This window comes from Nitrospirillum bahiense, assembly GCF_007828025.1.
Lineage (GTDB): Bacteria > Pseudomonadota > Alphaproteobacteria > Azospirillales > Azospirillaceae > Nitrospirillum > Nitrospirillum amazonense.
In genome coordinates, this window is the sequence record NZ_VITO01000012.1 from 129226 (window position 1) to 154978 (window position 25753).

The 25753-nt window shown below is 67.8% G+C and carries 25 protein-coding genes, 2 tRNA genes and 1 riboswitch; of the genes, 15 read left to right on the forward strand and 12 right to left on the reverse strand.

The genetic code is table 11. The features are described from left to right. Nucleotides 1-59 precede the first annotated feature (59 nt). Both FBZ88_RS18075 and FBZ88_RS18080 read left to right on the forward strand, forming a co-directional pair. Nucleotides 60-135, forward strand: a tRNA-Lys gene (locus tag FBZ88_RS18075). Between the two features lie 262 nt (nt 136-397). Next, a tRNA-Lys gene (locus FBZ88_RS18080) sits at nt 398-473 on the forward strand. A gap of 181 nt (nt 474-654) precedes the next feature. Here the strand turns inward: FBZ88_RS18080 and FBZ88_RS18085 are convergent. Further along, entirely contained in the window at nt 655-1191 is a 537-nt protein-coding gene (locus FBZ88_RS18085) for an acyloxyacyl hydrolase (protein WP_186464473.1), read from the reverse strand. A gap of 386 nt (nt 1192-1577) precedes the next feature. Between FBZ88_RS18085 and FBZ88_RS18090 the strand changes: the two genes are divergently transcribed. Both FBZ88_RS18090 and FBZ88_RS18095 read left to right on the forward strand, forming a co-directional pair. Continuing rightward, a complete protein-coding gene (locus FBZ88_RS18090; RefSeq protein WP_246138729.1) occupies nt 1578-3227 on the forward strand; it encodes a bifunctional aminoglycoside phosphotransferase/ATP-binding protein in 1650 nt (549 codons plus the stop codon). 141 nt (nt 3228-3368) lie between these two features. Continuing rightward, a complete protein-coding gene (locus FBZ88_RS18095) occupies nt 3369-4286 on the forward strand; it encodes a universal stress protein (protein WP_145618582.1) in 918 nt (305 codons plus the stop codon). A 4-nt stretch (nt 4287-4290) separates the two neighbouring features. Here the strand turns inward: FBZ88_RS18095 and pepN are convergent, their stop codons facing one another. Then, complete coding sequence (gene pepN / locus FBZ88_RS18100; RefSeq protein ID WP_145618583.1) at nt 4291-6993, reverse strand: aminopeptidase N; 2703 nt, start codon at nt 6991-6993, stop codon at nt 4291-4293. A 252-nt stretch (nt 6994-7245) separates the two neighbouring features. On the opposite strand from pepN, the gene FBZ88_RS18105 reads away from it, so the two are divergent. The 5 genes from FBZ88_RS18105 (at nt 7246) to FBZ88_RS18125 (ending at nt 11315) form a co-directional block, all read left to right on the forward strand. Next, the gene (locus tag FBZ88_RS18105) at nt 7246-7866 is read left to right on the forward strand and encodes a hypothetical protein (protein ID WP_145618584.1); all 621 of its coding nucleotides are present in this window, start codon (nt 7246-7248) and stop codon (nt 7864-7866) included. After that, nucleotides 7866-8630, forward strand: a complete 765-nt coding sequence (locus FBZ88_RS18110; protein ID WP_145618585.1) for a hypothetical protein — start codon at nt 7866-7868, stop codon at nt 8628-8630. Before FBZ88_RS18105 ends, FBZ88_RS18110 begins: the two co-directional genes overlap by 1 nt. A gap of 114 nt (nt 8631-8744) precedes the next feature. After that, nucleotides 8745-8856: riboswitch (SAM-I-IV-variant riboswitch) on the forward strand. Nucleotides 8857-8914: 58 nt separating this feature from the next. Further along, nucleotides 8915-9982 (forward strand): threonine aldolase family protein, encoded by a 1068-nt coding sequence (locus FBZ88_RS18115; RefSeq protein ID WP_145618586.1) that lies wholly within the window; start codon nt 8915-8917, stop codon nt 9980-9982. 152 nt (nt 9983-10134) lie between these two features. Further along, nucleotides 10135-10716, forward strand: coding sequence for a hypothetical protein (locus tag FBZ88_RS18120; protein WP_145618587.1), 582 nt, complete (start codon nt 10135-10137; stop codon nt 10714-10716). 26 nt (nt 10717-10742) lie between these two features. Beyond that, nucleotides 10743-11315: a hypothetical protein gene (locus tag FBZ88_RS18125; protein ID WP_145618588.1), complete on the forward strand. Its 573-nt coding sequence runs from the start codon at nt 10743-10745 to the stop codon at nt 11313-11315. 81 nt (nt 11316-11396) lie between these two features. Here the strand turns inward: FBZ88_RS18125 and FBZ88_RS18130 are convergent, their stop codons facing one another. From FBZ88_RS18130 to FBZ88_RS18175, 10 genes are all read right to left on the reverse strand, one after another. Beyond that, on the reverse strand, nt 11397-13094 hold the full coding sequence (locus tag FBZ88_RS18130; protein ID WP_145618589.1) for a methyl-accepting chemotaxis protein: 1698 nt from the start codon (nt 13092-13094) through the stop codon (nt 11397-11399). 388 nt (nt 13095-13482) lie between these two features. Beyond that, nucleotides 13483-13830, reverse strand: coding sequence for a HesB/IscA family protein (locus tag FBZ88_RS18135; protein ID WP_145618590.1), 348 nt, complete (start codon nt 13828-13830; stop codon nt 13483-13485). 15 nt (nt 13831-13845) lie between these two features. After that, nucleotides 13846-14235, reverse strand: a complete 390-nt coding sequence (locus FBZ88_RS18140; protein ID WP_145618591.1) for an SUF system Fe-S cluster assembly protein — start codon at nt 14233-14235, stop codon at nt 13846-13848. A 5-nt stretch (nt 14236-14240) separates the two neighbouring features. After that, nucleotides 14241-14711: a Fe-S cluster assembly sulfur transfer protein SufU gene (gene sufU, locus FBZ88_RS18145; RefSeq protein ID WP_145618592.1), complete on the reverse strand. Its 471-nt coding sequence runs from the start codon at nt 14709-14711 to the stop codon at nt 14241-14243. After that, the gene (locus FBZ88_RS18150) at nt 14711-15976 is read right to left on the reverse strand and encodes a cysteine desulfurase (RefSeq protein ID WP_145618593.1); all 1266 of its coding nucleotides are present in this window, start codon (nt 15974-15976) and stop codon (nt 14711-14713) included. Before FBZ88_RS18150 ends, sufU begins: the two co-directional genes overlap by 1 nt. A gap of 4 nt (nt 15977-15980) precedes the next feature. After that, nucleotides 15981-17360: a Fe-S cluster assembly protein SufD gene (gene sufD, locus FBZ88_RS18155; protein WP_145618594.1), complete on the reverse strand. Its 1380-nt coding sequence runs from the start codon at nt 17358-17360 to the stop codon at nt 15981-15983. Nucleotides 17361-17374: 14 nt separating this feature from the next. Beyond that, nucleotides 17375-18127, reverse strand: coding sequence for a Fe-S cluster assembly ATPase SufC (gene sufC / locus FBZ88_RS18160; protein WP_145618595.1), 753 nt, complete (start codon nt 18125-18127; stop codon nt 17375-17377). Nucleotides 18128-18193: 66 nt separating this feature from the next. Then, nucleotides 18194-19678, reverse strand: a complete 1485-nt coding sequence (gene sufB, locus FBZ88_RS18165) for a Fe-S cluster assembly protein SufB (protein WP_004272932.1) — start codon at nt 19676-19678, stop codon at nt 18194-18196. Between the two features lie 20 nt (nt 19679-19698). Continuing rightward, complete coding sequence (locus FBZ88_RS18170) at nt 19699-20166, reverse strand: SUF system Fe-S cluster assembly regulator (RefSeq protein ID WP_145618596.1); 468 nt, start codon at nt 20164-20166, stop codon at nt 19699-19701. Nucleotides 20167-20832: 666 nt separating this feature from the next. Further along, nucleotides 20833-21795, reverse strand: a complete 963-nt coding sequence (locus tag FBZ88_RS18175) for a LysR family transcriptional regulator (protein WP_145618597.1) — start codon at nt 21793-21795, stop codon at nt 20833-20835. A 198-nt stretch (nt 21796-21993) separates the two neighbouring features. On the opposite strand from FBZ88_RS18175, the gene wrbA reads away from it, so the two are divergent. The 6 genes from wrbA to FBZ88_RS18205 all read left to right on the forward strand — a co-directional run bounded on the left by wrbA (nt 21994) and on the right by FBZ88_RS18205 (nt 25737). After that, nucleotides 21994-22596 (forward strand): NAD(P)H:quinone oxidoreductase, encoded by a 603-nt coding sequence (wrbA, locus tag FBZ88_RS18180; protein WP_145618598.1) that lies wholly within the window; start codon nt 21994-21996, stop codon nt 22594-22596. A 142-nt stretch (nt 22597-22738) separates the two neighbouring features. Next, on the forward strand, nt 22739-23125 hold the full coding sequence (locus FBZ88_RS30330) for a DUF423 domain-containing protein (protein WP_186464474.1): 387 nt from the start codon (nt 22739-22741) through the stop codon (nt 23123-23125). Continuing rightward, entirely contained in the window at nt 23122-23358 is a 237-nt protein-coding gene (locus FBZ88_RS18190; protein WP_145618600.1) for a sulfurtransferase TusA family protein, read from the forward strand. The genes FBZ88_RS30330 and FBZ88_RS18190 overlap by 4 nt, the downstream gene beginning before the upstream one ends. 109 nt (nt 23359-23467) lie before the next feature. Then, nucleotides 23468-24397, forward strand: coding sequence for a histone deacetylase family protein (locus FBZ88_RS18195; RefSeq protein WP_145618601.1), 930 nt, complete (start codon nt 23468-23470; stop codon nt 24395-24397). 158 nt (nt 24398-24555) lie between these two features. Continuing rightward, on the forward strand, nt 24556-24807 hold the full coding sequence (locus FBZ88_RS18200) for an exodeoxyribonuclease VII small subunit (RefSeq protein WP_040845047.1): 252 nt from the start codon (nt 24556-24558) through the stop codon (nt 24805-24807). Between the two features lie 30 nt (nt 24808-24837). Beyond that, nucleotides 24838-25737, forward strand: a complete 900-nt coding sequence (locus FBZ88_RS18205) for a polyprenyl synthetase family protein (protein ID WP_145618602.1) — start codon at nt 24838-24840, stop codon at nt 25735-25737. Nucleotides 25738-25753: the final 16 nt, after the last annotated feature.

Consider the following 25753-nt stretch of genomic DNA (forward strand, 5'->3'; position numbering starts at 1 on the left):
GCCCTCACCGGGACGCAAGACCCGGCAGGCCGGCGCCACGGCGGCGGCCTTCGAGGGGCGGGTGTATAGCTCAGTTGGTAGAGCAGCTGACTCTTAATCAGCGGGCCCAAGGTTCGAGTCCTTGTACACCCACCACTCCTCTTCCCCATGACATCGCCGTCTTTGCGCGCCGGGCCTCCAAGGCTGGGCTGTTGGCGTTTGGGCTCGCGCTAAGCCTTTAAGATTCCCTATACTTCCAGCTGTCGAACCCGCATGGGTGCCATTCGCCCGCGCCGGGCGGCATAGCATTTTTCCTGTCATTTTTCTGTCGACAAGCCTGCGGCGGGACGCTACAAAGCGCGCCTCACCGGGACGCAAGACCCGGCGGCCGGCGCCACGGCGGCGGCTCATGAGGGGCGGGTGTATAGCTCAGTTGGTAGAGCAGCTGACTCTTAATCAGCGGGCCCAAGGTTCGAGTCCTTGTACACCCACCACTCCTCTTAAATCCTCGCATCGCTGACATGAGACGCCCTGTCCCGTCGGGATAGAGGGCGTTTTCGCATGTGCGTCGAGCGCGCCTGCCAAGGGGACGGCCGCACACCTGAATTCGCCAAACGAAAAAGGGCGCCCGGAGGCGCCCTTCTGATCCATCGCGACCTGATGGCCTCGACCGGCTTACCAGCCGCCGAACAGCCAGCTGGTGGGGATGTGGTAGTACAGGGTCACGATCTCGGAACCAGGGTTCACTTCGCCGATGCCGGCGTTGGAGATATGGCCGAAGGACAGGCCCACGCGGCTCTGATTCTCGAACTTGTAGGAGATCTCGGCGGTGGACCGGAATTCCACCCAGCTGCCCAGGTTCTTGCCGCTGCCGGTGCCGTAGACGCCGACGCCGAAGTTGGGCGTGAAGTCGAAGGAGCTGCCCAGCGGAATGTCGAACAGGATGCCACCCACGCCATACGCGCCGCCCTGGCCGGTGAATTCACCGCCCACCCACGGGCTGATGCGGATCCAGCTGTTGCTGAACAGCGAGGTGTTGGGGCGGTACTCGACGCGATAGTCGGTCGTGTTGTGCTTCGGCCCGGTCCGCAGCACGTCGTACTCGCCGATGCCGAAGCTGAGGAAGCTGGGGGTGTCCTCGGCGAACGCCGGCGCCGCGGCTGTGACCAGCCCCAACGCCAATACCGTGGACTTCAGAAGACGCCGTATCACGACCGCGATCCTTATTAAGAAGTTTTCAGGATGATTCCCGAATAGGCCAGGCAACTCAACGACCAAAGCAGTGACCGCTACCTTTTGCCTCGCATAGCCGACGACTGTTGCGCATATGCGACAAACAGGCGTTCAGCCACCCAGGCTACACACGCGCAAGGCCATACGCACACCCTGGGCGTCGCCTTGATAGGGCGTCCCAGTTACGATTTCATGAAGGTGCGCCGCATAGGCGCAATGCCCTCACCTTATATGGTTTCGCGGCTGCACAATATCAGGGGTATAGGCCGCAAGGTGGGGGTGGGGGCGATGTCGGGCATCACAGGCCGGAAAAATCGGCGTGGGGCGCACGATAGCCTGTCATAAAACGCCTTTAAAATCAGGACATGGATCTGTGTCCGGCGCCCGCGAACCCGACCCTGATGGACCAGGCCGCCACGATCGCCCTGCTAGGCGATCCGGCGACCCATCAGGGTTTGGCGGTGGAGCGAATCGATACCGACAGCGCCATCATCTTCCTGGCCGGGGACCGCGCCTACAAGATACGGCGCGCCGTCCACTTCCCCCATCTGGACCTGTCCACGCCTGATCGCCGGCGCCGCGTGGCCCTGGCCGAGGTCGCCGTCAACCGGCGCACGGCGCCGGGTCTGTATGAGGGCGTGCTGGCGGTGGTGCCGGGGCCCCACGGCCGCCTGGTGCTGGCGCCCGCCGGTTCCGGTGTCGGCACGACGCCAACGGACTGGGGGGCGGCGGACTGGGCGGCGGTCGATTGGGTGGTGGTCATGCGCCGCTTCGCCGAATCCAGTCTGTTCGACCGCCAGGCGGAGGCCGGGTTGCTGACCCGCGACAGCATGCGGGCCGTGGCCGACGCCGTTGCCGCCCTGCATGAGAGCGCCCACGACGAGGGCGCCGGGCGCGCCGGGGGGCCGCACCCCGGCGGGGTGGAAGTGGTGCGGGCGGCGGTGACCGGCGCCCTGGGCGCGTTGCGCCAGCATCCCGACCTGTTCGATCCTCCAGCGCTGGACCGGCTGGAGCGTGGATTGATGACAGCCGTGGCCCGTCAGGAATGGCTGATCGAACGCCGCCGTCGCTCCGGCTATGTCCGGCCCTGCCATGGCGACCTGCAGCTGGGCAACATCTGTCTATGGGGCGGCCAGCCCACCCTGTTCGGCGCCGCCATCCTGTTGGACGAAGCTAGCGCCCCCTGGGACGGGAAGGTGGTGGACGGCGGCCCGGCGGTCATCGACGTCTTCCACGACCTCGCCTACCTGCTGATGGATCTGGAGCACCGCCGGCTGCGGCCTTTCGCCAACCTGGTGCTGAACCGCTATCTGGAACAGACGGGCGACTTCGCCGGCTTGGCGTTGCTGCCCCTGTTCATCAGCCTGTGCGCCGCCATCCGCGCCCACATGACGGCCAGCACGGCGGCGGCCCGGCGGCCGGTGGGGGCGGGCGCCTCCTTCCGGCGCGAGGCGGCGGCCTACCTGGACCTGGCCCTGTCCGCCCTCAATCCCCGGGCGCCCCGCCTGATCGCCATCGGCGGCCTGCCGGGGACGGGCAAGTCCACCCTGGCCCGCATGCTGGCACCGGAGATCGGGCCCATTCCCGGTGCCATCATCCTGCAGTCCGAGGCGCTGCGCCGCCGCCTGCTGGACGCGCCGGAGGAGGGGACGCTGGCGGCGTCCGGCTACAGCGAGGCGGTGACCACCCGCGTCTATGGCGAGATGGCGGGACGCGCCGGACTGGTGCTGGAGGCGGGTCATGCCGTGGTGGCGGATGCCGTGTATGCCCGGCCGGACCAGCGGGCGGATATCGAGGCGGTGGCCCATGCCGCACCCGTGCCCTTCCTGGGCCTGTGGCTGGTCCTGAACCAGCAGCAGGCGGCCGATGAAGGCCGCCCCAAAGGGGAGCGTGGCGGCCGCGGCCTGGGAGAGATGCGTTGGGACATCCTGTCGGTGCTGGGCTCCGCCGCCGACGTGGCCCGCCGCCTGTTGAGCCAGCTGGCCCGGCCGGAGCCCTGGCGGCCCGACGCCTGAGCCGCCGCCTTCGGCCCTTGCGCCTACGCGGCCGCGGGTCCACGCTTGAGGCACGTCAATGCGGGCGCCCGCCCGAACGGTGAAGCTTCTCCATGATGTTCCGGCCCGCGCGGGCGCGGATGACAAGAGGAGAACGGCCCCATGTCCAATGCCCCCGTGGCTGCCCCCGTGGCTGCCCCCGTGGCTTATGCCAAGATCCTGTCCGTGCTGACCGGCGGCGCCGGTGACCGCGCCGCCCTGGCGGCTGCCTTCGCCCTGGCCCGGCCGGCCGGCGGCCACGTCCTGGGCCTGGTGCCCAACCCCGACCCGCGCGAGGCGGTGCCGGCCCTGGGCGAAGGGGTGTCGGGCGCCCTGGTCGAGGAGATCATGACCATGGTGGAGCAGGAGTCGCGCAACCACCGCACCCGCGCCCGCCAGGCCTTCGACGCTGCCCTGGCAGAGGCCGGCGCCACCCTCGCCGAAACTCCGGATGCTGCCCCCGATGCTTCCCTGACCGGCGACTTCCGCGAAGTCGTTGGCAGCCAGGAGGATGTGGCCGTCGTCGAGGCCCGCCTGGCGGACATCAGCGTCATGGCGCAGGTGGGCGAGACGGTGGGGGGTGAGGCTCTGCTGATGCTGGAGGCCATTCTGCTGGCCAGCGCCCGGCCCCTGTTGATCGTGCCGCCCGCCTTCCGGGCGGAAACGGGCCTGGGCCGCCGCATCCTTCTCGCCTGGAATGGCAGCCGCGAATCGACCCAGGCCGTGGCCCAGTCCTTGCCCCTGCTGAAGGCGGCGGAGGCGGTGACCGTCATCGCGGTCGAGACGGACAAGACCGAGGGCGCGGCCGGACGCGACTTGGCCAGCTACCTCGCCTGGCACGGCATCAAGGCCCAGGTGCGGCAGCCCATGGCGGAGGGGCGGCCGGTGGGGGCCTTGCTGCTGGCGGCCGCGGCGGACGCGGGTGCTGATCTGATGGTGCTGGGCGGTTACGGGCACAGCCGTCTGCGCGAGATGATTCTGGGGGGCGTCACCCGCCACGTGCTGTACAACGCCGCCCTGCCGGTCCTACTCGCGCATTGAGGCATCAGCCGGCCAAGCTCTTCGACGCGATCTCATAGACATCGCGCGACAGGCCGGTGGTGCCCACGATGCGCTCCAGCGCCGCCTTGGCGTGTTCCTGCCGGCCGGAATCGTAGGGGCGCCAGCGGGCCAGGGGCTTCACCATGCGGCTGGCCACCTGGGGATTCAGCTTGTCCAGCGTCAGCACCGTATCGGCCAGGAAGGCGTAGCCGCTGCCGTCGGCGGCATGGAACTTGGACGGGTTGGCGGCGAAGCTGCCCACCAGGGCATAGACCTTGTTGGGGTTGCGGATGGAGAAGGACGGGTGGTCCATCAGGCCCCGCACCCGGTCCAGCGTGTCCGGCCGGTCGCTCAGCGCCTGCACCGCGAACCATTTGTCCATCACCAGCGCCTCATGCTTCCAGCGATCGGCGAAGTCCGCCAGGCAGCCCGCCCGCTCATCCATGGCGCTGTCGGCGATCAGCGCCAGCGCCGCGATGGCATCTGTCATGGTGGTGGCGCCCTGGTACTGCGCCAGGCACAAGGCGCGGGCCGGAGCGTCGTCCAGCGCCATCAGGTAGGCCAGGGCGGCGTTCTTGAGCGCGCGCCGGCCCATGGCGTCGGGCGTGATGGTGAAGGCGCCATCGGTGCGGTTGCCGTCATAAGCCTTACGAAAGGCGCCGTTCAGCTCGCGCGCCAGGGTGCGGCGCAAGGCCAGGCGGGCGGCGTGGATGCCGTCCACGTCCACGGTGGCGCGCTGCTGGCCCAGATAACCCTCCGTGGGCAGGGCCAGCGCCAAGGCGGCGAACGCCCGGTCCTCCCCCGCCCGCGCCAGGGTCTGGGCGGTGGCGTCGATGTAGGCCCGGGGCACGGCGGCTTCGGCGCCGCTGGCCCGGGCATCGACGTCGGCCAGGATCAGGCGGGTGGCCAGGGTCTGCCCCGCCTCCCACCGGTTGAAGGCGTCGCTGTCGTGCGCCATCAGGAAGGTCAGTGCGGCGTCATCCTGCTTGAGGTCCAGCCGCACCGGGGCGGAGAAGCCGCGCAGCAGGGAGGGCACGGGCGCCTGCGGGACGCCGGTGAAGGTGAAGCTTTGCTCTGCCTCCGTCAGGGCCAGGGTGCGGGTGGTGGCGCCGGTTTCGGTTTCGCCCTGGAGGGTGAGGGGCATATCCTTGCCGTCCGGGCCCACCAGGCCCAGGGCCACGGGGATGACCTGGGGAAGCTTGTCCGGCTGGCCCGGCGTGGCCGGCACCGCCTGGCGCAAGGTCAGTGTGTAGGTGCCGGCGGCGGCATCGTGCCGGCCCTCGCCCGACACCACCGGCGTGCCGGCCTGGGAATACCAGCGCTGGAACTGCGCCCACAGCGGGTCGGTGGGCTTTTGGCCGTTGGCCTCCACCATGGCGGCCAGGAAGTCGTCCGTCGTCACCGCCTGGCCGTCATGGCGGGCGAAGTACAGGTCGATACCCTTGCGATATCCCGCGTGGCCCAGCAGGGTGCGGTACATGCGCAGCACCTCCGCCCCCTTCTCATAGACGGTGGGCGTGTAGAAATTGCTGATCTCGATATAGCTCTCCGGCCGCACGGAATGAGCGGTGGGGCCGGCGTCCTCGTTGAACTGCACCTGGCGCAGGCGCTGCACGTCCTGGATGCGCTTCACGGGCGCGGAGTTCATGTCGGCGGAGAATTCCTGGTCGCGGAAGACGGTCAGGCCCTCCTTCAGGCTCAGCTGGAACCAGTCGCGGCAGGTGACGCGGTTGCCCGTCCAGTTATGGAAGTACTCATGGGCCACCACCGTCTCGATGCCGAGGAAGTCGGTGTCGGTGGCTGTCTCCGGCTGGGCCAGGATGTACTTGGTGTTGAAGACGTTCAGGCTCTTGTTCTCCATCGCCCCCATGTTGAAGTCGGACACGGCGACGATGTTGAAGATGTCCAGGTCGTACTCCAGGCCATAGACGTCCTCATCCCATTTCATGGATTTCTTCAGGGACTCCATGGCATGGCCGCACTTGGCCTCATTCCCCGGCTCGACATAGATGCGCAGCGCCACCTCGCGGCCGGAGCGGGTGGTGAAGCGGTCCTCGATGTGCACCAGCGTGCCGGCCACCAGCGCGAACAGGTAGCAGGGCTTGGGCCAGGGATCCTCCCACCGCGCCCAATGGCGCCCGGCCTCGGTCGCGCTGTCGCCGCTGGCCGTCAGGTTGCCGTTGGACAGCAACACGGGATAGCGCGCCCGCTCCGCCTCGATGGTGGTGGTGTAGCGCGCCATCACGTCCGGGCGGTCCAGGAAATAGGTGATCTTGCGGAAGCCTTCTGCCTCGCACTGGGTGCAGTAGTTGCCGGATGACTTGTACAGCCCCTCCAGCGCCGTGTTGTCCTGCGGCCGGGTGCGGGTGGTGATTTCCACCGTGGCGTGGTCGGCGAGGCCGGCCAGGGTCAGCCGTTCGGGCGTCAGGGTGTAATCGTCGGGTCCCAGCAGGCGGTTGTCCACGCGCACCGCCAGCAGTTCCAGTTCCTGGCCGTCCAGGTCCAGCGCGGCGGCGGCGTTCCCCGAGGCCGGCCCCGAGGCCGGCCCCGAGGCCGGATTGCGCCGCACGGACAGGGTGGAGCGGATGGTGGCCGCCTCTTCCCGCAAATCGACATGCAGGTCCACCGTGTCGATCAGCCACGCCGGCGGGGCGTAATCGCGAAGGTGGATGGCGTGGGGCGTGGCCGTGTCGAGGCGGCTGTCCATGGGGTGGGTTTCCGTTGGAATTATGGTTGGCGGCCAGGATAGGGGAGGGGGCCGCACGACGCCAACCCCCCTTCGTCCAGGGGGGCGATGGGGCATCCTGCGGGCGCCGGCGGTGACCCGAATCATCCGCCCTCCCCGGTTGGGCAGGGGGCCTGTCCTGATGACTTAGACGGGTATTTTGGGCAGGCCGCCTACGGCCTTAGGCTGTATCGTTCGGACATGAGCGGGAGAGGTAAGTCAGGGTAGGTCCCCGTGCAGGTCGTGCAGTCGGATCTGGTGGTGTTGTCGGTCGCGGGCGCCGTTGTGGCCGCCATCGCGCTGCTGGAAGTGCTGCGCCTAGTAATCGTGGACATCTACGAATGGGCGGCGAAATACCGTCGCATCAAATACGAGATCCAGCAGACCCGCCGTACCACGGAAAACCTGTGGGCGACCAACCGGGCCAACGCCGCCCTGCGCGACCGGCGCAACGCCGAGCGCTTCCGCCTCAACACCATCCTGCACCGCATGGAGCAGGAGCGCGAGGAGCTGGAGCGGCGGCGGGTGGAGGTGTGGCATGAGGTGGGTGACGCCACCCTGGACGACCAGCTCTATCTGGCGGATCTGAATTGCCGCAGCCTGATGGAACGGGCGGCGGCAGGGATGGAGGAGATCTGTCCCATCTGGCGCTACACCCACCGCGTCCGGGTATGGGCGGGGAATGAGCGGCAGGCCCGTTCCCGCCTTCTGCTGGCCTTCAGTCCCAAGGATGGCTTCACCGTCAACAATCTGCGCGCCGCCCAAGGCTTCAAGGCGGTGGCGGAGGCGGCGGCCGCCGGCCGGTCGGCGGCGCAGTCCCGCCTGGTGCGACCGCACCGGCGCATGGTGCGCTGATGACGGGCGGCTACAGCAACCTCAACTTCATGGTCTTCATCATCCTGGCCATCGGCGGGGCCTTCCTGGCCTTCTCCGTCCGCCGCATCCTGTTCAAGATCCGGGAAACGGAGCGGCGCATCGCCGCCACGGTGGATGAGAAGAACGAAGCCGCCGCCGACTTGCGGGTCGCCCGCCAGCAGGAAGAGCAACTGCTCCAGGCCCTGGAGGAGGGGGAGGAGGCGCTGCGCGAGATCGCGCGCCGGACGGAGGAGGTGCAGAACCGCATGGCGGTGCTGCGCCAGGCCACGCCCCGGCCGCTGAACCTGGTTTCCTTGGAGTGGGCGCAGGGCGACCACCTGTATGAGGCGCACCTGCGCAACGTGGTGGCGCCCCGCCATGTCGGCGGCCATGGGGGCCGCACCGCGGGCGGCATGGCCGAGGCCGGGGTGGTGCACGGCTACGCCCCCACCGAGGCCGATTTCCGCGCGCTGGTCACCAACCGCCTGGCCAATGAGGGTGGCTATATCATCAGCAGCGTGCTGCCCATCTCGCTGGGTGACGAGGGGCCCGCCCTTGACGGCGCCGGCGTCGCGCCGGTGGAACCGCCGGCGGAGGATGAGCCCCTTGGTGACTTGGTGGGAGGCGATGTGGCGGGGGATGGCGCGGCGGCGGAATCGCCGGCTCTCGCCGGGCCCAAGCCCCTGCCGGTGCGCCCGCCCGCCGCGATGCAGGGCATGCCACGCGGCATGGGCCTGACCCCCGCTCCGGTCGCCGGCGGCTGAGGCCGCGCGGGCCGCAGGTCCCGCTGGGCGATCATCCGGCGCCGAAGATCACCCATGCCACTGCAGCCGCCTCAGGGGGCTTGCGTCCGCCGCCGCCAGCGGTTATCCCTCTGCCCCGTGCATCAAGAGTTGAGCTGACGCTCAACGCCAACCTGCTGTACCCGGCAAGGTGGCGCTTCCCCCAGAGGGGAAGGATGTGGCCGATCCGGCAATGAACGGGAAGCAGCCACGTGAGTCCGTTTCGCTCTTGGTCGAGACTTGAGACCATGAAGGCTGCGTTCCCCATGACCACCGATACGCTACCCGCCCAATTCGCCGCCCAGCAGTTCGCGAGCGACAATTATTCCGGTGTCTGTCCGGAGGCCTGGGCCGCCATGGCGGAGGCCAACAGCGGGCACGCCGCCGCCTATGGCGAGGATGTGTGGACGGCGAAGGCCGCCGACGCCTTCCGCCAGCTGTTCGGCACCCCCTGCGACGTGTTCTTCGCCTTCAACGGCACGGCCGCCAACTCGCTGGCCCTGGCCTCGCTGTGCCAGTCCTACCACAGCGTCATCTGTTCGGCCTCCGCCCATGTGGAGACGGATGAGTGCGGGGCGCCGGAGTTCTTCTCCAACGGATCCAAGCTGCTGGTCGCGCAGACTGCGGATGGCAAGCTGACGCCGGATGCCATCCGGGCGCTGGCCACCGGCCGGTCGGACATTCATTTCCCCAAGCCCCGCGCCGTCACCATCACCCAACCGACGGAGACTGGGCAGGTCTACAGCCTGGATGAGATCCGCGCCATCTCCGCCGTCTGCCGTGACCTGGGCCTGCGCCTGCACATGGATGGCGCCCGCTTCGCCAACGCTTGCGCCAGCCTGGGCTGTTCCCCGGCGGAGATGACCTGGAAGTCCGGGGTGGACGTGCTGTGCTTCGGCGGCACCAAGAACGGCATGGCGGTGGGTGAGGCCATCCTCTTCTTCGACAGGGCCCTGGCGGAGGATTTCGATTACCGCTGCAAGCAGGCGGGCCAGTTGGCGTCCAAGATGCGCTTCCTGTCCGCCCCGTGGGTGCGCATGCTGGAAAATGGCGCCTGGCTGCGCAACGCCGCCCATGCCAACGCGGGGGCCCAGCGTCTGGTGGCGGGCCTGGCGGGGGTGCCGGGCGTGGCGCCCCTGTTCCCGGTGCAGGCCAACGCCGTGTTCCTGACAGCCCCGGCGGCGGTGCTGGAGGGCCTGCGGGCGCGCGGCTGGCGCTTCTACACCTTCATCGGCGGCGGCGCCCGCTTCATGTTCGCCTGGGATACCCAGCCGGAGCGGGTGGACCAGCTGGTGGCCGACATCCGCGACGTGGCCCACGCGGCCGCCGCGTAGGTTGCTTCTGACAAAGTGTGACGGGTCCTATACGGAAGATTTTATTTAAAATTTCGGATTTAGGGCCCGTTAACGGCTAATTGACCGTACAACCTTGAAGTGGACTTCCATACGATAGCGCGACCGCTCATTCCCCGACATCCGAGGCCCTGGTGCACATCGAGAAACCGGATCTGGTGATCATAGCCATCGTGGGCGCCATCCTGGCGGGGGTGGTGCTGCTGGAACTGCTGCGCCTGGTCATCAACGACGTCTATGAGATGATTGCCCGCCACGCCAAGGTGAAAAAGGAAATCGACCAGATCCGGCGCACGGCGGAAAAGGTGGCGGCAGCCAACCGGGATACCGCCCGGGTGCGCGATGCGCGCATCGCCCTGCGCTTTCGCGAGACCAGCAACCTCCAACGCCTGGAGAAGGAATGTGAGGAGTTCGAGCGGCGGCGGGTGGAGGTCTGGCACGATCTGGGCGGGCCCTCGGCCAGCGGCCTGGCGCTCTATTCCGCCGACATCAGCAACAGCGCGCTGACCAACGGCGTGGTCGCGGGCATGGAATCGATTTGCCCGCTGTGGCGTCACCTGCACCGTGCCCGCGTCTGGGCCCGCACGGAGATGGAGGCCCGCACCGCCCTGCAGCAGGAATTCGCCCTGGCCGACGGCTACAGCGTCACCAACGTGCGGCAGGTCCAGGGCTCGGGCGCTCCCGGCGCGCAGCGCGGCGTTGTGCGACCGAGCTGAGGCGACCCCTTGAGGAACACTATCCCATGATGCTGTCCGACGCCCTGGCGGAAGCCTACGCCAACCCCAGCCCCGGCCACGTCTGCGCCTTGGCGGTGGGCGGTGCCATCATGGCCTGGTCGCTGAAGCGGCTGATCACCGAGGTGCGCAAGACCGAGCGGCGCGTCAGCGCCGCGGTGGAGGAGCGCAACAAGGCGGCCGCCAGCCTGCGGCAGGCCCGCCTGCAGGAAGGGGAATTGCGCACCGCGCTGCAGGACCTGGATGGGGAGCTGGAGGAGATATCCGTCCGCGCCCGCGATGTCGAGGCCCGGCGCGGCACGCTGCAACAGGTCATCCCGCGCCACCTGAACCTGTTCTCCCAGGCCTGGTCGCAGGGCGACACCCTGTTCGAGGCGCGGATCAGTCTGGTGACGGGCCTGGGCGGTGGCAAGAGCGGCGCACGGGTCGTCCACGGCTACGCCGCCGGTCCCCGCGACTTCCGCAACAAGCTGATGGCCCGTTTCCCGCCCGCTTCCTATGTCGTGGTCGAGATGGCGGCCGTCGACCTGGGCGAGCTGGACATGGCCGTCAGCAATCTGGGCAGCGCCAACCAGCCCTGACCGGACCAGCCCTCAGCGCACAGGAAAAGGGCCGGCGATGGCCGGCTCTCCCCACGCGAACTGGTTTCGGGCGTGCCGCCGTCAAGCGGCGCGCAGTACCGACAGGAAGCCGTCCACCTGGGCGCGCAGGGCGCCAGCGTCGGTGGACAGGCGTTCGGCGGTGCCCAGCATCTGCGTCGCGGCGCCGCCGGTGTGGGTTGCGGCCTCGGTGACGCCGGAGATGTTGGAGGCGATCTCCGTGGTGCCCACGGCGGCCTGCTGGACGTTGCTGGCGATCTCCCGCGTGGCCGCACCCTGTTCCTCCACTGCCGAGGCGATGGTGCTGGCGATCTCGTTGATGCGGACGATGGTGCTGGTGATGCTGGTGATGGAGGTGGCGGCGTCGCCGGTGGCGGACTGGATGGCGGAAATCTGGGCGGAGATTTCCTCGGTCGCCTTGGCGGTCTGGTTGGCCAGGCTTTTGACCTCCGACGCCACGACGGCGAAGCCCTTGCCGGCGTCACCCGCCCGGGCGGCCTCGATGGTGGCGTTCAGGGCCAGCAGGTTGGTCTGGCCGGCGATGGTGGAGATCAGGGTCATGACCTCGCCGATGCGGTTGGCAGCCTGGACCAGGAACTCGACCTTGGCCTGGGTGCGGCTGGCTTCCTCGACCGCTTCGCCGGCGATGGCGGTGGAGCGGGTGACCTGCTGGCCGATCTCGTTGATGGAGGCGGTCAGCTGCTCGGCGGCGGCGGCCACGGTGTGCACGCTTTGCGAGGCTTCTTCCACCGCGCTGGCGGCGGAGGTTACCTGGCGGGTGGTCTGCTCGGCGGTGGCGGACAGGCTCTGGGCGGCCTGCTGCATCTCGGAGGAAGAGGTGGTGACGCCGTTGACCACGCCCATGACGGTGCGCTCGAAATCGCCGGCCAGGCGTTCCATGGCCTGGCGCTTCTCCGCCTCGGCGCGGGTCTTGGCCGCGGTCTGCTCGGCCTCCAGCCGGCGGACGGCCAGGGCGTTGTCCTTAAAGACCAGCAGGGCCTTGGCCAGCGCACCCACCTCGTCCCGGCGCTCCGCGCCCGTTACCTCCGTCTCCAGTCGGCCATCGGCGATCGCCCCCATGGCGGCCGTGACGCGGTTGATGGGCCGGACGGTCAGGAACAGCACGATGACGGCAGTCAGGCCAAAGGCCAAGGTCAAGCCCGCCCCCGCCATGGTCAGCAGGGTGGAATTCAGGTGGTCTGCCAGCGCCTCCGCATCCCGTTTCGCCTGGGCGAGTTCCGCCCGGTTGCGCTCCACCCGCTCCTTGAACGCCGCCACCAGGTTCTGGCGAGCCTCCCGGGCGGGCCCGAGGGAGATTTTGATGGCGACGTCATTTTCATTTTTTATGCCGGCCTGCACGGACGGCTCATTGGCGTCCGCGTATGCTTGGAAAAGCTGTTTCAGGTGTTCGTTGATCTGGCGCCGCTCCGGTGTATCGGCTACGGCGATCAGCTTATCGATGTTGGCCGCCGCGGTCGCCATATCCGATCGGTAACCCTTTAAGAACAGAGCATTATTTTCGTCCGAGGTCACCAAGATCAGGTTCTTGGCCGCGATGGAGGCGCTGTTCAGCAGCGCTTCCGTTTCCAGGACCAGGGTCAGGCGCGCGGCGGAAACATCCACAACGTGGGTGGTGGTGTCGCGCAGGCGCACCAGCCCGTTTTCCGCCAGCGTGACCAGGCCAATGGACACGAGGGCGATCATGCCAAGCGGCACGGTCAGTTTGAGAACCAGCTTCAGGTTAGCGAACCAGCGGATCATCGAAATTCTCCTACGCGATGTACCCCGGAAAGGATGCGTCAACCTGCCGCACTGGTGCTTAACGACACCTTAATGATGAAGACTTGATGAAGTGATCATGGCCTATCTTTCGTATATATCGATGGTGTGGAAAGGAGAATGTACCGATATGTATGATAACGCGGCTCAATGATGATCATTAGTATTGGAAAATGAGAATGAATATCAATTTATATTAACTATTCATGCTAATGGAATAATTCTTCGGCTGAACTATCCTTGCCAGCCGACGCCTGGAGGGGTTCGCGGTGGATAGCAAAAGGGCGCGGCGGGCTTTCACGCCCATCCGCGCCCCTGGCGCCCGTCTGGTGACCGATCTGAAGTCGCGTTGGCGGAGGTGCCCCGCCGGTCAGACCGTGAAGCTCTCGCCGCAGCCGCAGCGGCCCTTCTCGTTCGGGTTGGTGAAGACGAAGCCCGACTGGAACTTGTCCTCCTGGTAGTCCATCTCCGTGCCCAGCAGGAACATGGTGGACGCGGGGTCCAGCAGCAGGGTGACCCCCTTCTCCTCCACCACTTCCTCGAAGGGCTTCTTGGCGTCGGCGTATTCGACGAAATAGCTGAGACCGGAGCAGCCGCGCGCCTTCACGCCGACGCGCAGGCCCACGGCCGGCGTCTCACGCTGGGCCATGATCTCCTTGACGCGGGTCGCGGCGGCGTCGGTCAGACTCATCGCTTTCGGGCGTTCCATGCGGCTCATGATTCTCTCCACACGTCAGAACATATTGAGGGCGACGCGCGCCTCGTCGGACATCAGGCTGGGGTTCCAGGCGGGTTCCCAGACCAGGTTCACGATCACATCCTTCACGCCGTCGACGCTGCCGACGACGCCCTGCACCTGGCCCGGCATCTCGCCCGCCACGGGGCAGCCGGGGGCGGTCAGGGTCATGTCGATCTCGACCTGGCCTTCCGCGTCGATGTCGCAGCGGTAGATCAGGCCCAGCTCATAGATGTTCACCGGGATTTCGGGGTCGTAGACGGTCTTCAGCGCCTCCGTCACGCGATCCGCCAGGGGGGCGTCCGGGGGCAGTTTGTCCTCATCCGGGATGGTGGCCGGCGCCTGCAGCGTAATATCCGGCGCGATGGGTCGTTCGGCTCCAGACATCTCGCTTACTCCGTCGTCGTCTTTTCATCGCCGTGGATGGCGGCATTCATGGTGTGCCAGGCCAGGGTCGCGCACTTCACGCGCATGGGGAATTCCCGCACGCCCGACAGCACGTCCAGCTTCTCCACCGCCTCCGGGTCCAGGTGCCCGTGGTCGGTGTGTTCGTGGTCGTCCTTGGTGCACATGTCGTGGAAGTGGCCGAACAGGGCCTCGGCCTCCGCTTCCGTCTTGCCCTTCAGCGTCTCTGTCATCAGCGAGGCGCTGGCCTGACTGATGGCGCAGCCGCGGCCGTCGAAGTGGGCATCATTGACCAGTCCGTCAGGCCCGATGGTCAGGTAGACGTTGATCTTGTCACCGCACAGCGGGTTCTCGCCCCGGGCCATGCGGTTGAAGCTTTCGGGCTTGCCGAAGTTCCGGGGATGCTTGCCATGGTCCAGGATCACTTCCTGGTACAGGTCGCGCAGATCGTCGAACATCAGTTGAAGAACTCCCTCACCGCGCGGACGGCGTCCACCAGGGCGTCGGCCTCGGCCTCGGTGTTGTACAGGGCGAAGCTGGCGCGGGCCGTGGCGCCCACGCCGAAGCGGTCCATCAGCGGCTCGGCGCAGTGCCGGCCCACCCGCACCGCCACACCGGCCCGGTCCACCAGGGTGCCGATGTCGTGCGGGTGCACGCCCTCGATGGTGAAGGACAGGATGGCCGCCTTGGTGGGCGAGGTGCCGATGATGCGCAGGCCGTCGATGGCCTGTAGCTTCTCCGTGGAGTAGGCCAGCAGGCGCTGCTCATGGGCGTGGATGGCGCCCATGCCCAGCGCGGTCACATAGTCGATGGCGGCGCCGAAGCCGATGCCCTCCACGATGGGCGGCGTCCCGGCCTCGAACCGGTGCGGCATCTCGCGGAAGGTGGTCTCCTCGAAGGTCACCGTCTGGATCATGTCGCCGCCGCCCTGGTAGGGGGGCATGGACTCCAGCAGCTCGGCCTTGCCGTACAGCACGCCGAAGCCGGTGGGCCCGTACAGCTTGTGCCCGGTCATGATGTAGAAGTCGGCGTCGATGGCCTGCACGTCCACCGGCATGTGCACCGCCGCCTGGCTGCCGTCGAACAGCACCTTGGCGCCGGCCGCATGCGCCATGCGGGCGATCTCCGCCGCCGGCGTCACCGTGCCCAGCACGTTGCTGCCGTGGGTGATGGACACCAGCTTGACCCTGGGGCTTTCCAGCAGCCGGGCCAGCGCCTCCAGGTCCAGGGTGCCGTCGTCCAGCACCGGCGCCACCTTGATGACGATGCCGGTGCGGCTGCGCAGCAGCTGCCAGGGCACGATGTTGGCGTGATGCTCCATCACGCTCAGGATGATCTCATCACCCGCCTTCAGGTGGGCGCCGCCCCAGCTGCTGGCCACCAGGTTGAAGGCCTCGGTGGCGCTGCGGGTGAAGACGATGGTGTCGGGCGAGGGCGCGTTCAGGAACGTGGCCGTCTTGACGCGCGTCGCCTCATACAGGTTGGTCGCCACCTGGGACAGGTAGTGCACGCCGCGATGGACGTTGCTGTAGTCGTGCGCCATGAAATTGGCCATGGCGTCGATGACGGCGCGCGGCTTCTGCGCGCTGGCGGCATTGTCCAGATAGACCAGGGGCTTGCCCGGACGGCCCGGCTTCTCATGCACCAGGCGCGTCAGGATGGGGAAGTCCTGGCGGACCTTCTCCACATCGTACGGGGCGTTCGTCAGAATCCGGGTGTCCATGAGGTCACTCCCCTAACACCGTGGCGTCGGTGTCGACTGTGATGCCCGTCAGACGGCCGATGCGCTCCTGGATGCGCGCCATGGCATAGCCGCGCAGGTGCTCGTCGCCGATCTCCTCCGCCACCTCGTCCAGGAAAGCGGCGATCAGCAGGGCGCGGGCGGTGTCGGCGGGGATGCCACGGGCGCGCAGGTAGAACAGCGCCTCCTCATCCAGTTCGCCGGCGGTGGCGCCGTGGCTGCACTTCACGTCGTCGGCGTAAATCTCCAGCTCCGGCTTGGCGTCGATCTCGGCGGTGTCGGACAGCAGCAGGGCGCGGTTCAGCTGGTGGCCGTCCGTTTTCTGCGCGTCCGGCCGCACGATGATCTTGCCCTGGAACACGGCGCGGCCCTTGCCGTCGATGACGCCCTTCACCACCTCGCGGCTGGTGCAGTTGGCGGCGACATGGTCGATCAGGCTGGTGAAGTCGGCGTGCCGGCTGCCATCCACGCCATAGGCGCCGGAGACGCGGGTCTGGGCACCCGACCCTTCCAGGCGGACCTGGACGTCGGTGCGGGCCAGGCGGCCACCGGTGGTCAGCACGAAGGTCTCGTACGTGGCCGAGGCCGCCACCGTGGCGGTGACGCTAGCCAGGTGCAGGGCCGTCTCCGCCTCCTCCTGGAACTTGGCGTGGCGCAGGATGGCGCCTTCGCCGACGCGCACACCGCTGACGATGTTGGCGAAAGTGGCGCCGCCACCCCGGGCCACATGGTGCTCGGCCACGGTCACCTCGGCGCCGGCGGCCACGTCGATCAGTAGGCGGGGGTGCCAGGCGCCGTCGGCGGCGGTGGCGATGAAGACGAACTCCACCGGCTGGGCCAGCTTCACGCCCTCACCCACGGTCAGCACAGCACCTTCGGCCAGGAAGGCGCCGTTCAGGCCCACCAAGCCGCCGGACTGGCCACGGCCGGGGTTGGGGCCGACGCGCAGGCCGGTGTCGGCCTTGGGCGCCGGGAACCGCTCCAGCACCTCGGCCGCGTACGCGGGGGAGGCCTCGATCAGGCCGCGCAGGCTGTCCAGGGTCACGCCCGGGGGCAGGGTGCCCACGGCGGACAGGGCGGCGTTGAACCGGCCGTCCACGAACACCAGGCGATGCGTCTCGCCCGGAGCCACGCTGGGCAGGGCGAGGTCCGTGTTGGCGGCCGATTGCGCGGGGGCCAGGCTGACGCCGGCCAGGTCGCGCAGGTTGGTGTACTTCCAGCCCTCGACCTTGGGCGTGGGGATGCCGTCGGCCAGGAAGCGGGCATAGCCGTCGGCGCGCAGCCGGTCCAGGCCGGCGGCACCGGCGCCGGGCAGGCCGGGGCTCAGGGTCTCGTACAGGTCTTTCAGAGTGGCGATGGCGGCCATGGCGCGCGTTCCCCTCAGGCGGCTTCGGGCGAGCCGAATTCGGCGTAGCCCTTGGCTTCCAGCTCCAGCGCCAGCTCCTTGCCGCCGCTGCGCACGATCTTGCCGTAGGCCAGCACGTGCACGTGGTCCGGCACGATGTAGCTCAGCAGGCGCTGGTAATGGGTGATGACCAGCATGGAGCGCTCGGGGCTGCGCAGGCTGTTCACGCCGTCGGCCACCAGCTTCAGGGCGTCGATGTCCAGGCCGCTGTCGGTCTCGTCCAGGATGGCGAAGCTGGGCTCCAGCATGGCCATCTGCAGGATGTCGTTGCGCTTCTTCTCACCGCCCGAGAAGCCGACGTTGACGGCGCGCTTGATCATGTCGTCGTTCATGTTCAAGGCCTTGGCCTTGGCGCGGATCAGCTTCAGGAACTGCATGGCGTCCAGCTCGGGCAGGCCCTTGTGCTTGCGCACGGCGTTCAGCGCCGTCTTCAGGAAGGTGGTGTTGGACACGCCGGGGATTTCCACCGGGTACTGGAAGGCCAGGAACACGCCCTCCGCCGCCCGCTCCTCAGCCTCCATGGCCAGCAGGTCCTTGCCCTGGAAGGTCACGGAACCCTCGGTCACCTCATAGCCGTCGCGGCCCGACAACACGTAGGACAGGGTGCTCTTGCCCGAACCGTTCGGGCCCATGATGGCGTGCACCTCGCCCGGGTTGATGGTCAGGTTGATCCCTTTCAGGATTTCCTTGCCGTCGACGGTGGCGTGCAGGTTCTTGATTTCCAGCATCTTGAAACGTTCCTTGAAACCGAATGTCGTGTGCAGCTTAGGTGGGTGGGGGCGGTTGCGGCGCCCTTAGCCCACGCTGCCTTCCAGGCTGATGGCGACCAGCTTCTGCGCCTCGACCGCGAACTCCATGGGCAGCTCCTTCAGGACCTCCCGGCAGAAGCCGTTGACGATCAGGCCCACGGCGTCCTCTTCCGACAGGCCGCGGGCGCGGCAGTAGAACAGCTGATCCTCGCTGATCTTGGCGGTGGTGGCCTCATGCTCCACCCGGGCGGTGCGGTTGCGGCTCTCGATGTAGGGCACGGTGTGGGCCCCGCACTTGTCGCCGATCAGCAGGCTGTCGCACTGGGTGTAGTTCCGCGCACCCTCGGCCTTGGGCAGGATGCGCACCAGGCCGCGATAGGTGCTCTGCGCCTTGCCGGCGGAGATGCCCTTGGCCACGATGGTCGACCGGGTGTTCTTCCCGATGTGGATCATCTTCGTGCCGGTGTCGGCCTGCTGGTAGTTGTTGGTGATGGCGACGGAGTAGAACTCGCCCACCGAATTGTCGCCCTGCAGGATGCAGCTGGGGTACTTCCAGGTGATGGCGGACCCCGTCTCCACCTGCGTCCAGCTGATCTTGGAATTCTTGCCGCGGCAGGCGCCGCGCTTGGTCACGAAGTTATAGATGCCGCCCTTGCCGTTCTCATCGCCCGGGTACCAGTTCTGGACGGTGGAATACTTGATGGTGGCGTCATCCATGGCCACCAGCTCCACCACGGCGGCGTGCAGCTGGTTCTCGTCGCGCATGGGGGCGGTGCAGCCCTCCAGATAGCTGACGTAGCTGCCCTCGTCGGCGATGATCAGCGTGCGCTCGAACTGCCCGGTGTTGGAGGCGTTGATGCGGAAGTAGGTCGACAGCTCCATGGGGCAGCGCACGCCCTTGGGGATGTAGACGAACGATCCGTCGGTGAACACCGCACAGTTCAGCGTGGCGTAGTAGTTGTCGGAGTAGGGCACGACCGAGCCCATGTACTTGCGTACCAGCTCCGGATGCTCGCGGATGGCTTCGGAGATGGAGCAGAAGATGATGCCCTTCTCCTCCAGCTTCTTCTTGAAGGTGGTGGCGACCGACACGCTGTCGAACACGGCGTCGACGGCCACGGCCGGCATCTCGCCCGCCCCCTCGACGCCGGCCAGGATGGCCTGTTCCTTCAGCGGGATGCCCAGCTTCTCATAGGTGGCCAGCAGTTCGGGATCGACCTCGTCCAGGGACTTGGGCTTGTCCTTGGCGGCCTTGGGCGCGGCATAATAATGGCTGTCCTGATAGTCGATCTTGGGGAAGTCGACCATGGCCCAGGTCGGCTCTTCCATCGTCAGCCAGTGGCGGTAGGCCTGCAGGCGCCATTCCAGCAGCCACTCCGGCTCCCCCTTCTTGGCGGAGATGAAGCGGACGATGTCCTCGTTCAGGCCCTTGGGCGCCAGGTCGGACTCGATCTCGGTCGTGAAGCCATACTTGTACTTCTGCTCCGTGACGGCGCGGACCTGTTCGACGGTCTGTTCGGTGGCGGCCATGTTTTCGCTCTTCCTCGAAATCAAATAGCGTCGGCGGTGGCCGGCAGGGCCGGCGCCGCCTTGGGCAGGACGGGATCGGGGAACGACGGCCGGGCCATGTCGGCCAGGCTGACGCCTTCCAGCGCGCCGCGGACGGCGCGGTTGACCCGGTCCCAATTGCCCCGGCGGGGGCACAGGCTCTCCACCCCGCAGGCCCCGGGCGCGCCCTCGACACAGTCGGTCAGGGCGATAGGGCCGTCGATGGCGGCGATGATCTGGGCCACGTTGATGGCATCGGGCGCGCGGGCCAGGCGGTATCCGCCGGTGGCCCCCCGGTGCGAGGCCATCAGGCCGTCGCGGGCCAGCAGCTTCAGGATCTTGGACACGGTGGGGGCCGGCAGGCCGGTACGCTCCGCGAGCGAGATGGCGGTATGCGGGCCGCCGTCGCCCTGGATCATCGCGGTCATCACCACGACTGCGTAGTCCGTCAATTTGCTCAGCCGGATCACGTGTTTTGGGGTCCTGCGCCTGGGTGAAAATCTGGCCCGGGCAATCCGGACCAAATCAGTACCCTTTAAGTAGCCACTCCCCTTTCCATGTCAAGCGAGGATGTTTTGCGGCATATGAACCGCCCGGATGGGCGGGTTGCAGCAATAGCGGGTTCGTGGGCGGAGTACCCCGAAGGCGTAAGGTCAAGGGTGCGGTCGGGTGGCTGTTAACCCGGTATGTCCTGGGCGGGCGGCCGCTGCTGTGCGGCATGACCGATGGGCGTTTGACCTCGTGGGCCCCTAAGCGCAGGCTTTGTTTCCAGGAGGCGGGCGGCATAGCCCGCGCTTGAACCGAACGAAACCCCCGGCATGGTGGGACGTCCGGAAACACGGTCGGATCTATCGCGGCAAAGCGGCCGCCCTGGATGCGGTTTCGAGGCTTTTGCCCATCCGACTGAGAAAAAACGGCGGACCAGGATGGATGCCCCCAGGGGCCCAAACCTGATCCGCCGTTTTTAATTTTGAGGGTTTGTTTGTGCGCCCCTCAGGCGCCGGGCGCGGGCATCCGCCCGCTTGGCTTCTCCTCCCTTTTCAGTCCGCTACGCTCCCCGAAAAGGTCCGGCGCCCCCCTTATGTTTAAATCGGGGCGCGGGCTTGTCGCTTCGCTCCGGCGGCTCTCAATTTTATTCAACCCAGCTTCAAACCCACATCCCAGTAGGGGTTGGGGCCGAAGCGGTCGGCCAGGAAGTCGACGAACACGCGCACCTTGGACGACAGGTGGCGGTTGGCGGGGAAGACGGCGTTGATGGCGCTGCGCGTCACCGCCCACTCCTGCAGGATGGGCACCACCCGGCCCTCCGCCAGTGCCTTGCCGCAGATGAAGGTGGGCAGCGCCACGATGCCGACGCCGGCGCAGGCGGCCTCCAGCAGCACGTCGCCGTTGTTGGCACGCAGGCGGGCGTTCACCTTCACCAGGCGGGTGGCGGCGTCGGAGTCGTGGTTGCCGCCCCGCGGCGCCCCGGGGGTCAGCGGCGTGACGCGGAACGGCCACTGCGCCCCCTGCGGGATGTTGGTGTAGATCAGGCAGTCATGCTGGGCCAAATCCTCGGGCGCGCGGGGCACCCCCCGGCGGGTGAGATAGGCCGGGCTGGCGGCATGCACCACCCGCGCCGGGCAGATGCGCTTGGCCACCAGCGAGCTGTCCTTCAACTGCCCGATGCGCACCGCCACGTCGTACCCCTCGTCCACCAGGTCGACGAAGCGGTCATTCAGGTCCATCTCCACCTCGATGTCCGGGAAGGCGGACAGGAAGTCGGCGATGGCCGGCCCCAGGTGCTGCATGCCGAAGCTCATGGGGGCGGCAACCTTCAAGACACCCCGCGGCGCCGCCTGCAGACTGGCGACCGAGCGGTCGGCCTCATCCACGTCGGCCAGGATCTGTTGCACCCGGACCAGATAGGTCTCCCCCGCTTCCGTCAGGCTGATGCGCCGGGTGGTGCGGTTCAGCAGCCGGGCGCCCAGCCGGGCCTCCAGCTCCGTCATGCGCCGGCTGGCTGCGGAACGGGACAGGCCCAGCCTCGCCGCCGCCACGGTGAAGCTGCGGGTCTCCGCCACGCGGGCGAACAGGGCCATGTCGTCTAGGCGGTCCATGTGGGGCGGTCCATGCGTCAGTCCTCAGGAGGCGGTGCCAGGATTGTTGCGGGGCGCGGAACAATTTTATGCCCAGTCACCGGATTATCCGCAACTCGGAACACGGTTATGGTTCCTGTATCGCAACGCCGCGCGATCCGAAACGCACCGGACGCCCGGCCCAACCGCCCCCGGCTCAACCGATTGATGGAGATGGCAATGGCCAAGGTTCTCGTTCTCTACTACAGCAGCTATGGCCACATCGAGACGATGGCCAAGGCCGTGGCCGAGGGCGCCAAGTCGGTGGCCGGCACCGAGGTGGTGGTGAAGCGCGTGCCCGAGACCATGCCGCTGGACGTGGCGCAGAAGGCGGGCGTGAAGCTGGACCAGGAGGCCCCCATCGCCACGGTGGATGAGCTGCCGCAGTACGACGCCATCATCTTCGGCACCCCCACCCGCTTCGGCATGATGTCCTCGCAGATGCGCAGCTTCCTGGACCAGACGGGCGGCCTCTGGTTCAAGGGCGCCCTGATCGGCAAGGTCGGCAGCGTGTTCGTGTCCTCCGCCACCCAGCATGGCGGCCAGGAAAGCACCATCCTGTCCTTCCACACCACGCTGCTGCACCAGGGCATGGTGGTCGTGGGCCTGCCCTACAGCTTCCAGGGCCAGACCGACAATTCCCAGGTGACGGGCGGCAGCCCCTATGGCGCCACCACCATCGCCAACGGCGACGGCTCGCGCCAGCCCAGCGAGAACGAGCTGGCCGGCGCCCGCTTCCAGGGCACCCACGTGGCTGGCATCGCCGCCAAGCTGGCCGGTTGATCGGTCTGGCTCAGACTGTTCAATTCAACGGCGGGCCGTCCCTTACCGGGGCGGCCCGTTCGCTTTTTCAAGGATCGCTTGCGGTTCCGGCACCGCCGTCTCATATCCTGCCCACCATCTTGAATGCGAAGGGGATAGGGGAATGCTCACTGCGGATGCCCGGCTGCGGGTGGCGATCGCGGGTGTCATCGGCGCGCTGGCGGTGGCCGCCGGCGCCTATGCCGTCCATGGCCTGGCGGCCGTGCGCGACACCCATGCCGTGGGCCTGTGGCAGACCGCCAGCCAGTATCAACTGATGCATGTCGCAGCCGCCGTGGCCGCCACGCTGGGCGGGCATCTGCTCCACCGATCTTTTGCGGCCGTCGCCGGCTGGCTGTTCCTGCTGGGGGCCGTGCTGTTCGGCGGCGCGCTCTATGGTCTGGGGTGGTGGGGGCCCAGCGCGCTGGGGGCCGTGGCGCCCCTGGGCGGCTTCAGTTTCATCCTGGGCTGGCTGTTCCTGGCCGCCGCCGCCGTGAAGGCGCCGCGATGAGCGGGGATCGCAGCCTGGACGCCAAGGGCCTGGTCTGCCCCCTGCCGGTCCTGCGGGCGCGCAAGGCCCTGATGGCCATGGCGCCGGGGGATATCCTGACCTTGCTTGCGACCGACCAGGCCGCCCGGCGCGACGTGCCCGCCTTCTGCCAGTCGGCCGGCCACGCCCTGCTGTCCGCCGATGAGGTGGACGGGGTGCTGACCTTCACGATACGCCGGGCTGGTCCGGCCTGATCTGGATCATTCTTCGGTAACGGCTGCCGGTAAGGCACTGGCGGCCGGCCGGCCGCATCGGTGATGATGCCGGCTTAATAATAAGCGGGCATGCGAGGAAACGGTCACCATGGCGACGGCGTTGTTCACCCACTGGTCCTGCCTGGAACATGAGACGGGGCCGGGCCATCCGGAAAACCCCGGCCGCCTGTCGGCCGTGCTGCGTGCGCTGGACGCCGAGCGTTTCCAATACCTGGACCGCCGGCAGGCGCCGCGCGCCACGCTGGACCAGGTGGAACGGGTGCACACCCCCGACCTGGTGGCCCGCCTGCAGGCCGCGACCCCCATCACCGGCATCGTGTCGCTGGACGGCGACACCGTCCTGTCCCCCGGCTCGTTCGAGGCGGCGCTGCATGCGGCCGGGGCCGTCTGCGCCGCCGTGGACGCCGTGATGGCGGGCGAGGTGCGCAACGCCTTTTGCGCCATCCGCCCGCCGGGGCACCATGCGGAGCCGGGGCAGTCCATGGGCTTCTGCCTGTTCAACAATGTCGGCATCGGGGCGGAGCATGCGCGCTTCGCCCACGGCCTGCGCCGCGTCGCCATCGTCGATTTCGACGTGCACCACGGCAACGGCAGCCAGACCCTGGCGGAACATGACCCCGACCTGTTCTATGGCTCCACCCATGAATGGCCCCTCTATCCCGGCACCGGGGCCCTGGGCGACCGGGGGGATTACGGCACGGTGGTGAACGTACTGTTGCGCGCGGGTTCCACCGGCGCGGAATTTCGCGCCGGCATGACGTCGCGGCTGTTGCCGGCCCTGGACGCTTTCGCCCCGGAACTTATCTTCATTTCCGCCGGTTTCGACGCCCACCGGGCCGACCCGCTGGCCGACCTCGCCTTGGTCGAGGATGATTTCGCCTGGGCGACGGCCGAAATCGCGGCCATCGCCGACCGTCGTTGCCGGGGCCGCTTGGTCTCCTCGCTGGAAGGGGGCTATGATCCGACGGCGCTGGCGTCCTGCGTCGCCGCCCATGTGGGCACGCTGATGGAGGTGTGAGGAGGCGGGACGCCAAGTCCCCACCCGTGATAGGACAGCCTCCCGGCCAGGATGCTTGCGGCGGGGTGCCGCCCGGTCCTACAGTCGCCTGCCTGTGATTTACGGCGCCGCTGGCGCCGTTGCCGTTTTGCCGTTCCAAGCGTTGATGTGGACACCCTATGACTGAACTGACCCTGCCGGCCGATATCAAGGCCATGAGTTTCGAGGACGCCTTGGGTGAGCTGGAGCGCATCGTGCGCCAGCTGGAGGACGGCAAGGCCAAGCTGGACGACGCCATCGGTTTTTATGAGCGCGGCACCCTGCTGAAGCGCCATTGCGAAGGGAAGCTGCGGGAGGCCCAGGAAAAGGTCGACCGCATCACCCTGGGCGGTGACGGAACGGTGGGCACGGAACCGGCCCGCATCGATTAAGCCCGTACCCTTTCGCCCGAGTGTGCCCTGATGCCCAGCCTGCCCAAAACCCTTACCGCCGCCATGGCGGACACCGTCGAACAGGTGGAAACCGCCATCGACATCCTGCTGCCCCGCAGCAGCATGGCGGAGGCCAAGCTGTATGAGGCCATGCGCTATGGCTGCCTGGGCGGGGGCAAGCGGCTGCGGCCCTTCCTGGTCATGGAAAGCGCCCGCCTGTTCGGTGTCAGTCCGGCCTGCGCCCTGCGCGTGGCGGCGGCGGTGGAATTCGTCCACTGCTATTCCCTGATCCACGACGATCTGCCGGCCATGGACGACGCCAGCCTGCGGCGCGGCCGGCCCACGGTGCACCGCCAGTTCGACGAGGCCACGGCCATCCTGGCGGGCGACGCGCTGCTGACCGCCGCGTTCGAGGTCATGACCGACCCGGAGACGCATGAGGATCCCCGGGTGCGCTGCGCCCTGGTCTCCGCCCTGGCCAAGGCCTCCGGCCCGCGCGGCATGGTGGGCGGCCAGATGCTGGACCTGATCGCGGAAACCCAGCCCTTGGACATCGGCGCCATCACCCGGCTGCAACGGATGAAGACGGGCGAGCTGATCGCCTTCGCCGCCACGGCCGGCGCCATCCTGGGCCGGGCCTCGCCGCCGCAGTTCCATGCCTTGCAGGCCTACGCCCACGATTTGGGCCTGGCCTTCCAGATTGCCGACGACCTGTTGGACGTGGAAGGGACGGAGGCTGAGACCGGCAAGTCCGTGGGCCGCGACAAGCCGGCGGGCAAGGCAACCTTCGTGTCCATCCTGGGGTTGGAACGGGCCCGCGACCAGGCCGGCCGGCTGGCCGACCAGGCCACGCGGCATCTGGAGATTTTCGAGGGCCGGGCGTCGATGTTGCAGGCGGTGGCGCGCTTCGTTGTGGATCGGCGGTCTTAAAAGAAAAGTTTGATTG

What these genes read in the sequence shown, in the direction of transcription:
- FBZ88_RS18090 (WP_246138729.1), top strand. Translation starts at nt 1,578, where the DNA reads ATGGATCTGTGTCCGGCGCCCGCGAACCCGACCCTGATGGACCAGGCC.
- FBZ88_RS18095 (WP_145618582.1), top strand. Translation starts at nt 3,369, where the DNA reads ATGTCCAATGCCCCCGTGGCTGCCCCCGTGGCTGCCCCCGTGGCTTAT.
- pepN (WP_145618583.1), bottom strand. Translation starts at nt 6,993, where the DNA reads ATGGACAGCCGCCTCGACACGGCCACGCCCCACGCCATCCACCTTCGC.
- FBZ88_RS18110 (WP_145618585.1), top strand. Translation starts at nt 7,866, where the DNA reads ATGACGGGCGGCTACAGCAACCTCAACTTCATGGTCTTCATCATCCTG.
- FBZ88_RS18115 (WP_145618586.1), top strand. Translation starts at nt 8,915, where the DNA reads ATGACCACCGATACGCTACCCGCCCAATTCGCCGCCCAGCAGTTCGCG.
- FBZ88_RS18125 (WP_145618588.1), top strand. Translation starts at nt 10,743, where the DNA reads ATGATGCTGTCCGACGCCCTGGCGGAAGCCTACGCCAACCCCAGCCCC.
- FBZ88_RS18130 (WP_145618589.1), bottom strand. Translation starts at nt 13,094, where the DNA reads ATGATCCGCTGGTTCGCTAACCTGAAGCTGGTTCTCAAACTGACCGTG.
- FBZ88_RS18135 (WP_145618590.1), bottom strand. Translation starts at nt 13,830, where the DNA reads ATGAGCCGCATGGAACGCCCGAAAGCGATGAGTCTGACCGACGCCGCC.
- FBZ88_RS18140 (WP_145618591.1), bottom strand. Translation starts at nt 14,235, where the DNA reads ATGTCTGGAGCCGAACGACCCATCGCGCCGGATATTACGCTGCAGGCG.
- sufU (WP_145618592.1), bottom strand. Translation starts at nt 14,711, where the DNA reads ATGTTCGACGATCTGCGCGACCTGTACCAGGAAGTGATCCTGGACCAT.
- FBZ88_RS18150 (WP_145618593.1), bottom strand. Translation starts at nt 15,976, where the DNA reads ATGGACACCCGGATTCTGACGAACGCCCCGTACGATGTGGAGAAGGTC.
- sufD (WP_145618594.1), bottom strand. Translation starts at nt 17,360, where the DNA reads ATGGCCGCCATCGCCACTCTGAAAGACCTGTACGAGACCCTGAGCCCC.
- sufC (WP_145618595.1), bottom strand. Translation starts at nt 18,127, where the DNA reads ATGCTGGAAATCAAGAACCTGCACGCCACCGTCGACGGCAAGGAAATC.
- sufB (WP_004272932.1), bottom strand. Translation starts at nt 19,678, where the DNA reads ATGGCCGCCACCGAACAGACCGTCGAACAGGTCCGCGCCGTCACGGAG.
- FBZ88_RS18175 (WP_145618597.1), bottom strand. Translation starts at nt 21,795, where the DNA reads ATGGACCGCCTAGACGACATGGCCCTGTTCGCCCGCGTGGCGGAGACC.
- wrbA (WP_145618598.1), top strand. Translation starts at nt 21,994, where the DNA reads ATGGCCAAGGTTCTCGTTCTCTACTACAGCAGCTATGGCCACATCGAG.
- FBZ88_RS30330 (WP_186464474.1), top strand. Translation starts at nt 22,739, where the DNA reads ATGCTCACTGCGGATGCCCGGCTGCGGGTGGCGATCGCGGGTGTCATC.
- FBZ88_RS18190 (WP_145618600.1), top strand. Translation starts at nt 23,122, where the DNA reads ATGAGCGGGGATCGCAGCCTGGACGCCAAGGGCCTGGTCTGCCCCCTG.
- FBZ88_RS18195 (WP_145618601.1), top strand. Translation starts at nt 23,468, where the DNA reads ATGGCGACGGCGTTGTTCACCCACTGGTCCTGCCTGGAACATGAGACG.
- FBZ88_RS18200 (WP_040845047.1), top strand. Translation starts at nt 24,556, where the DNA reads ATGACTGAACTGACCCTGCCGGCCGATATCAAGGCCATGAGTTTCGAG.
- FBZ88_RS18205 (WP_145618602.1), top strand. Translation starts at nt 24,838, where the DNA reads ATGCCCAGCCTGCCCAAAACCCTTACCGCCGCCATGGCGGACACCGTC.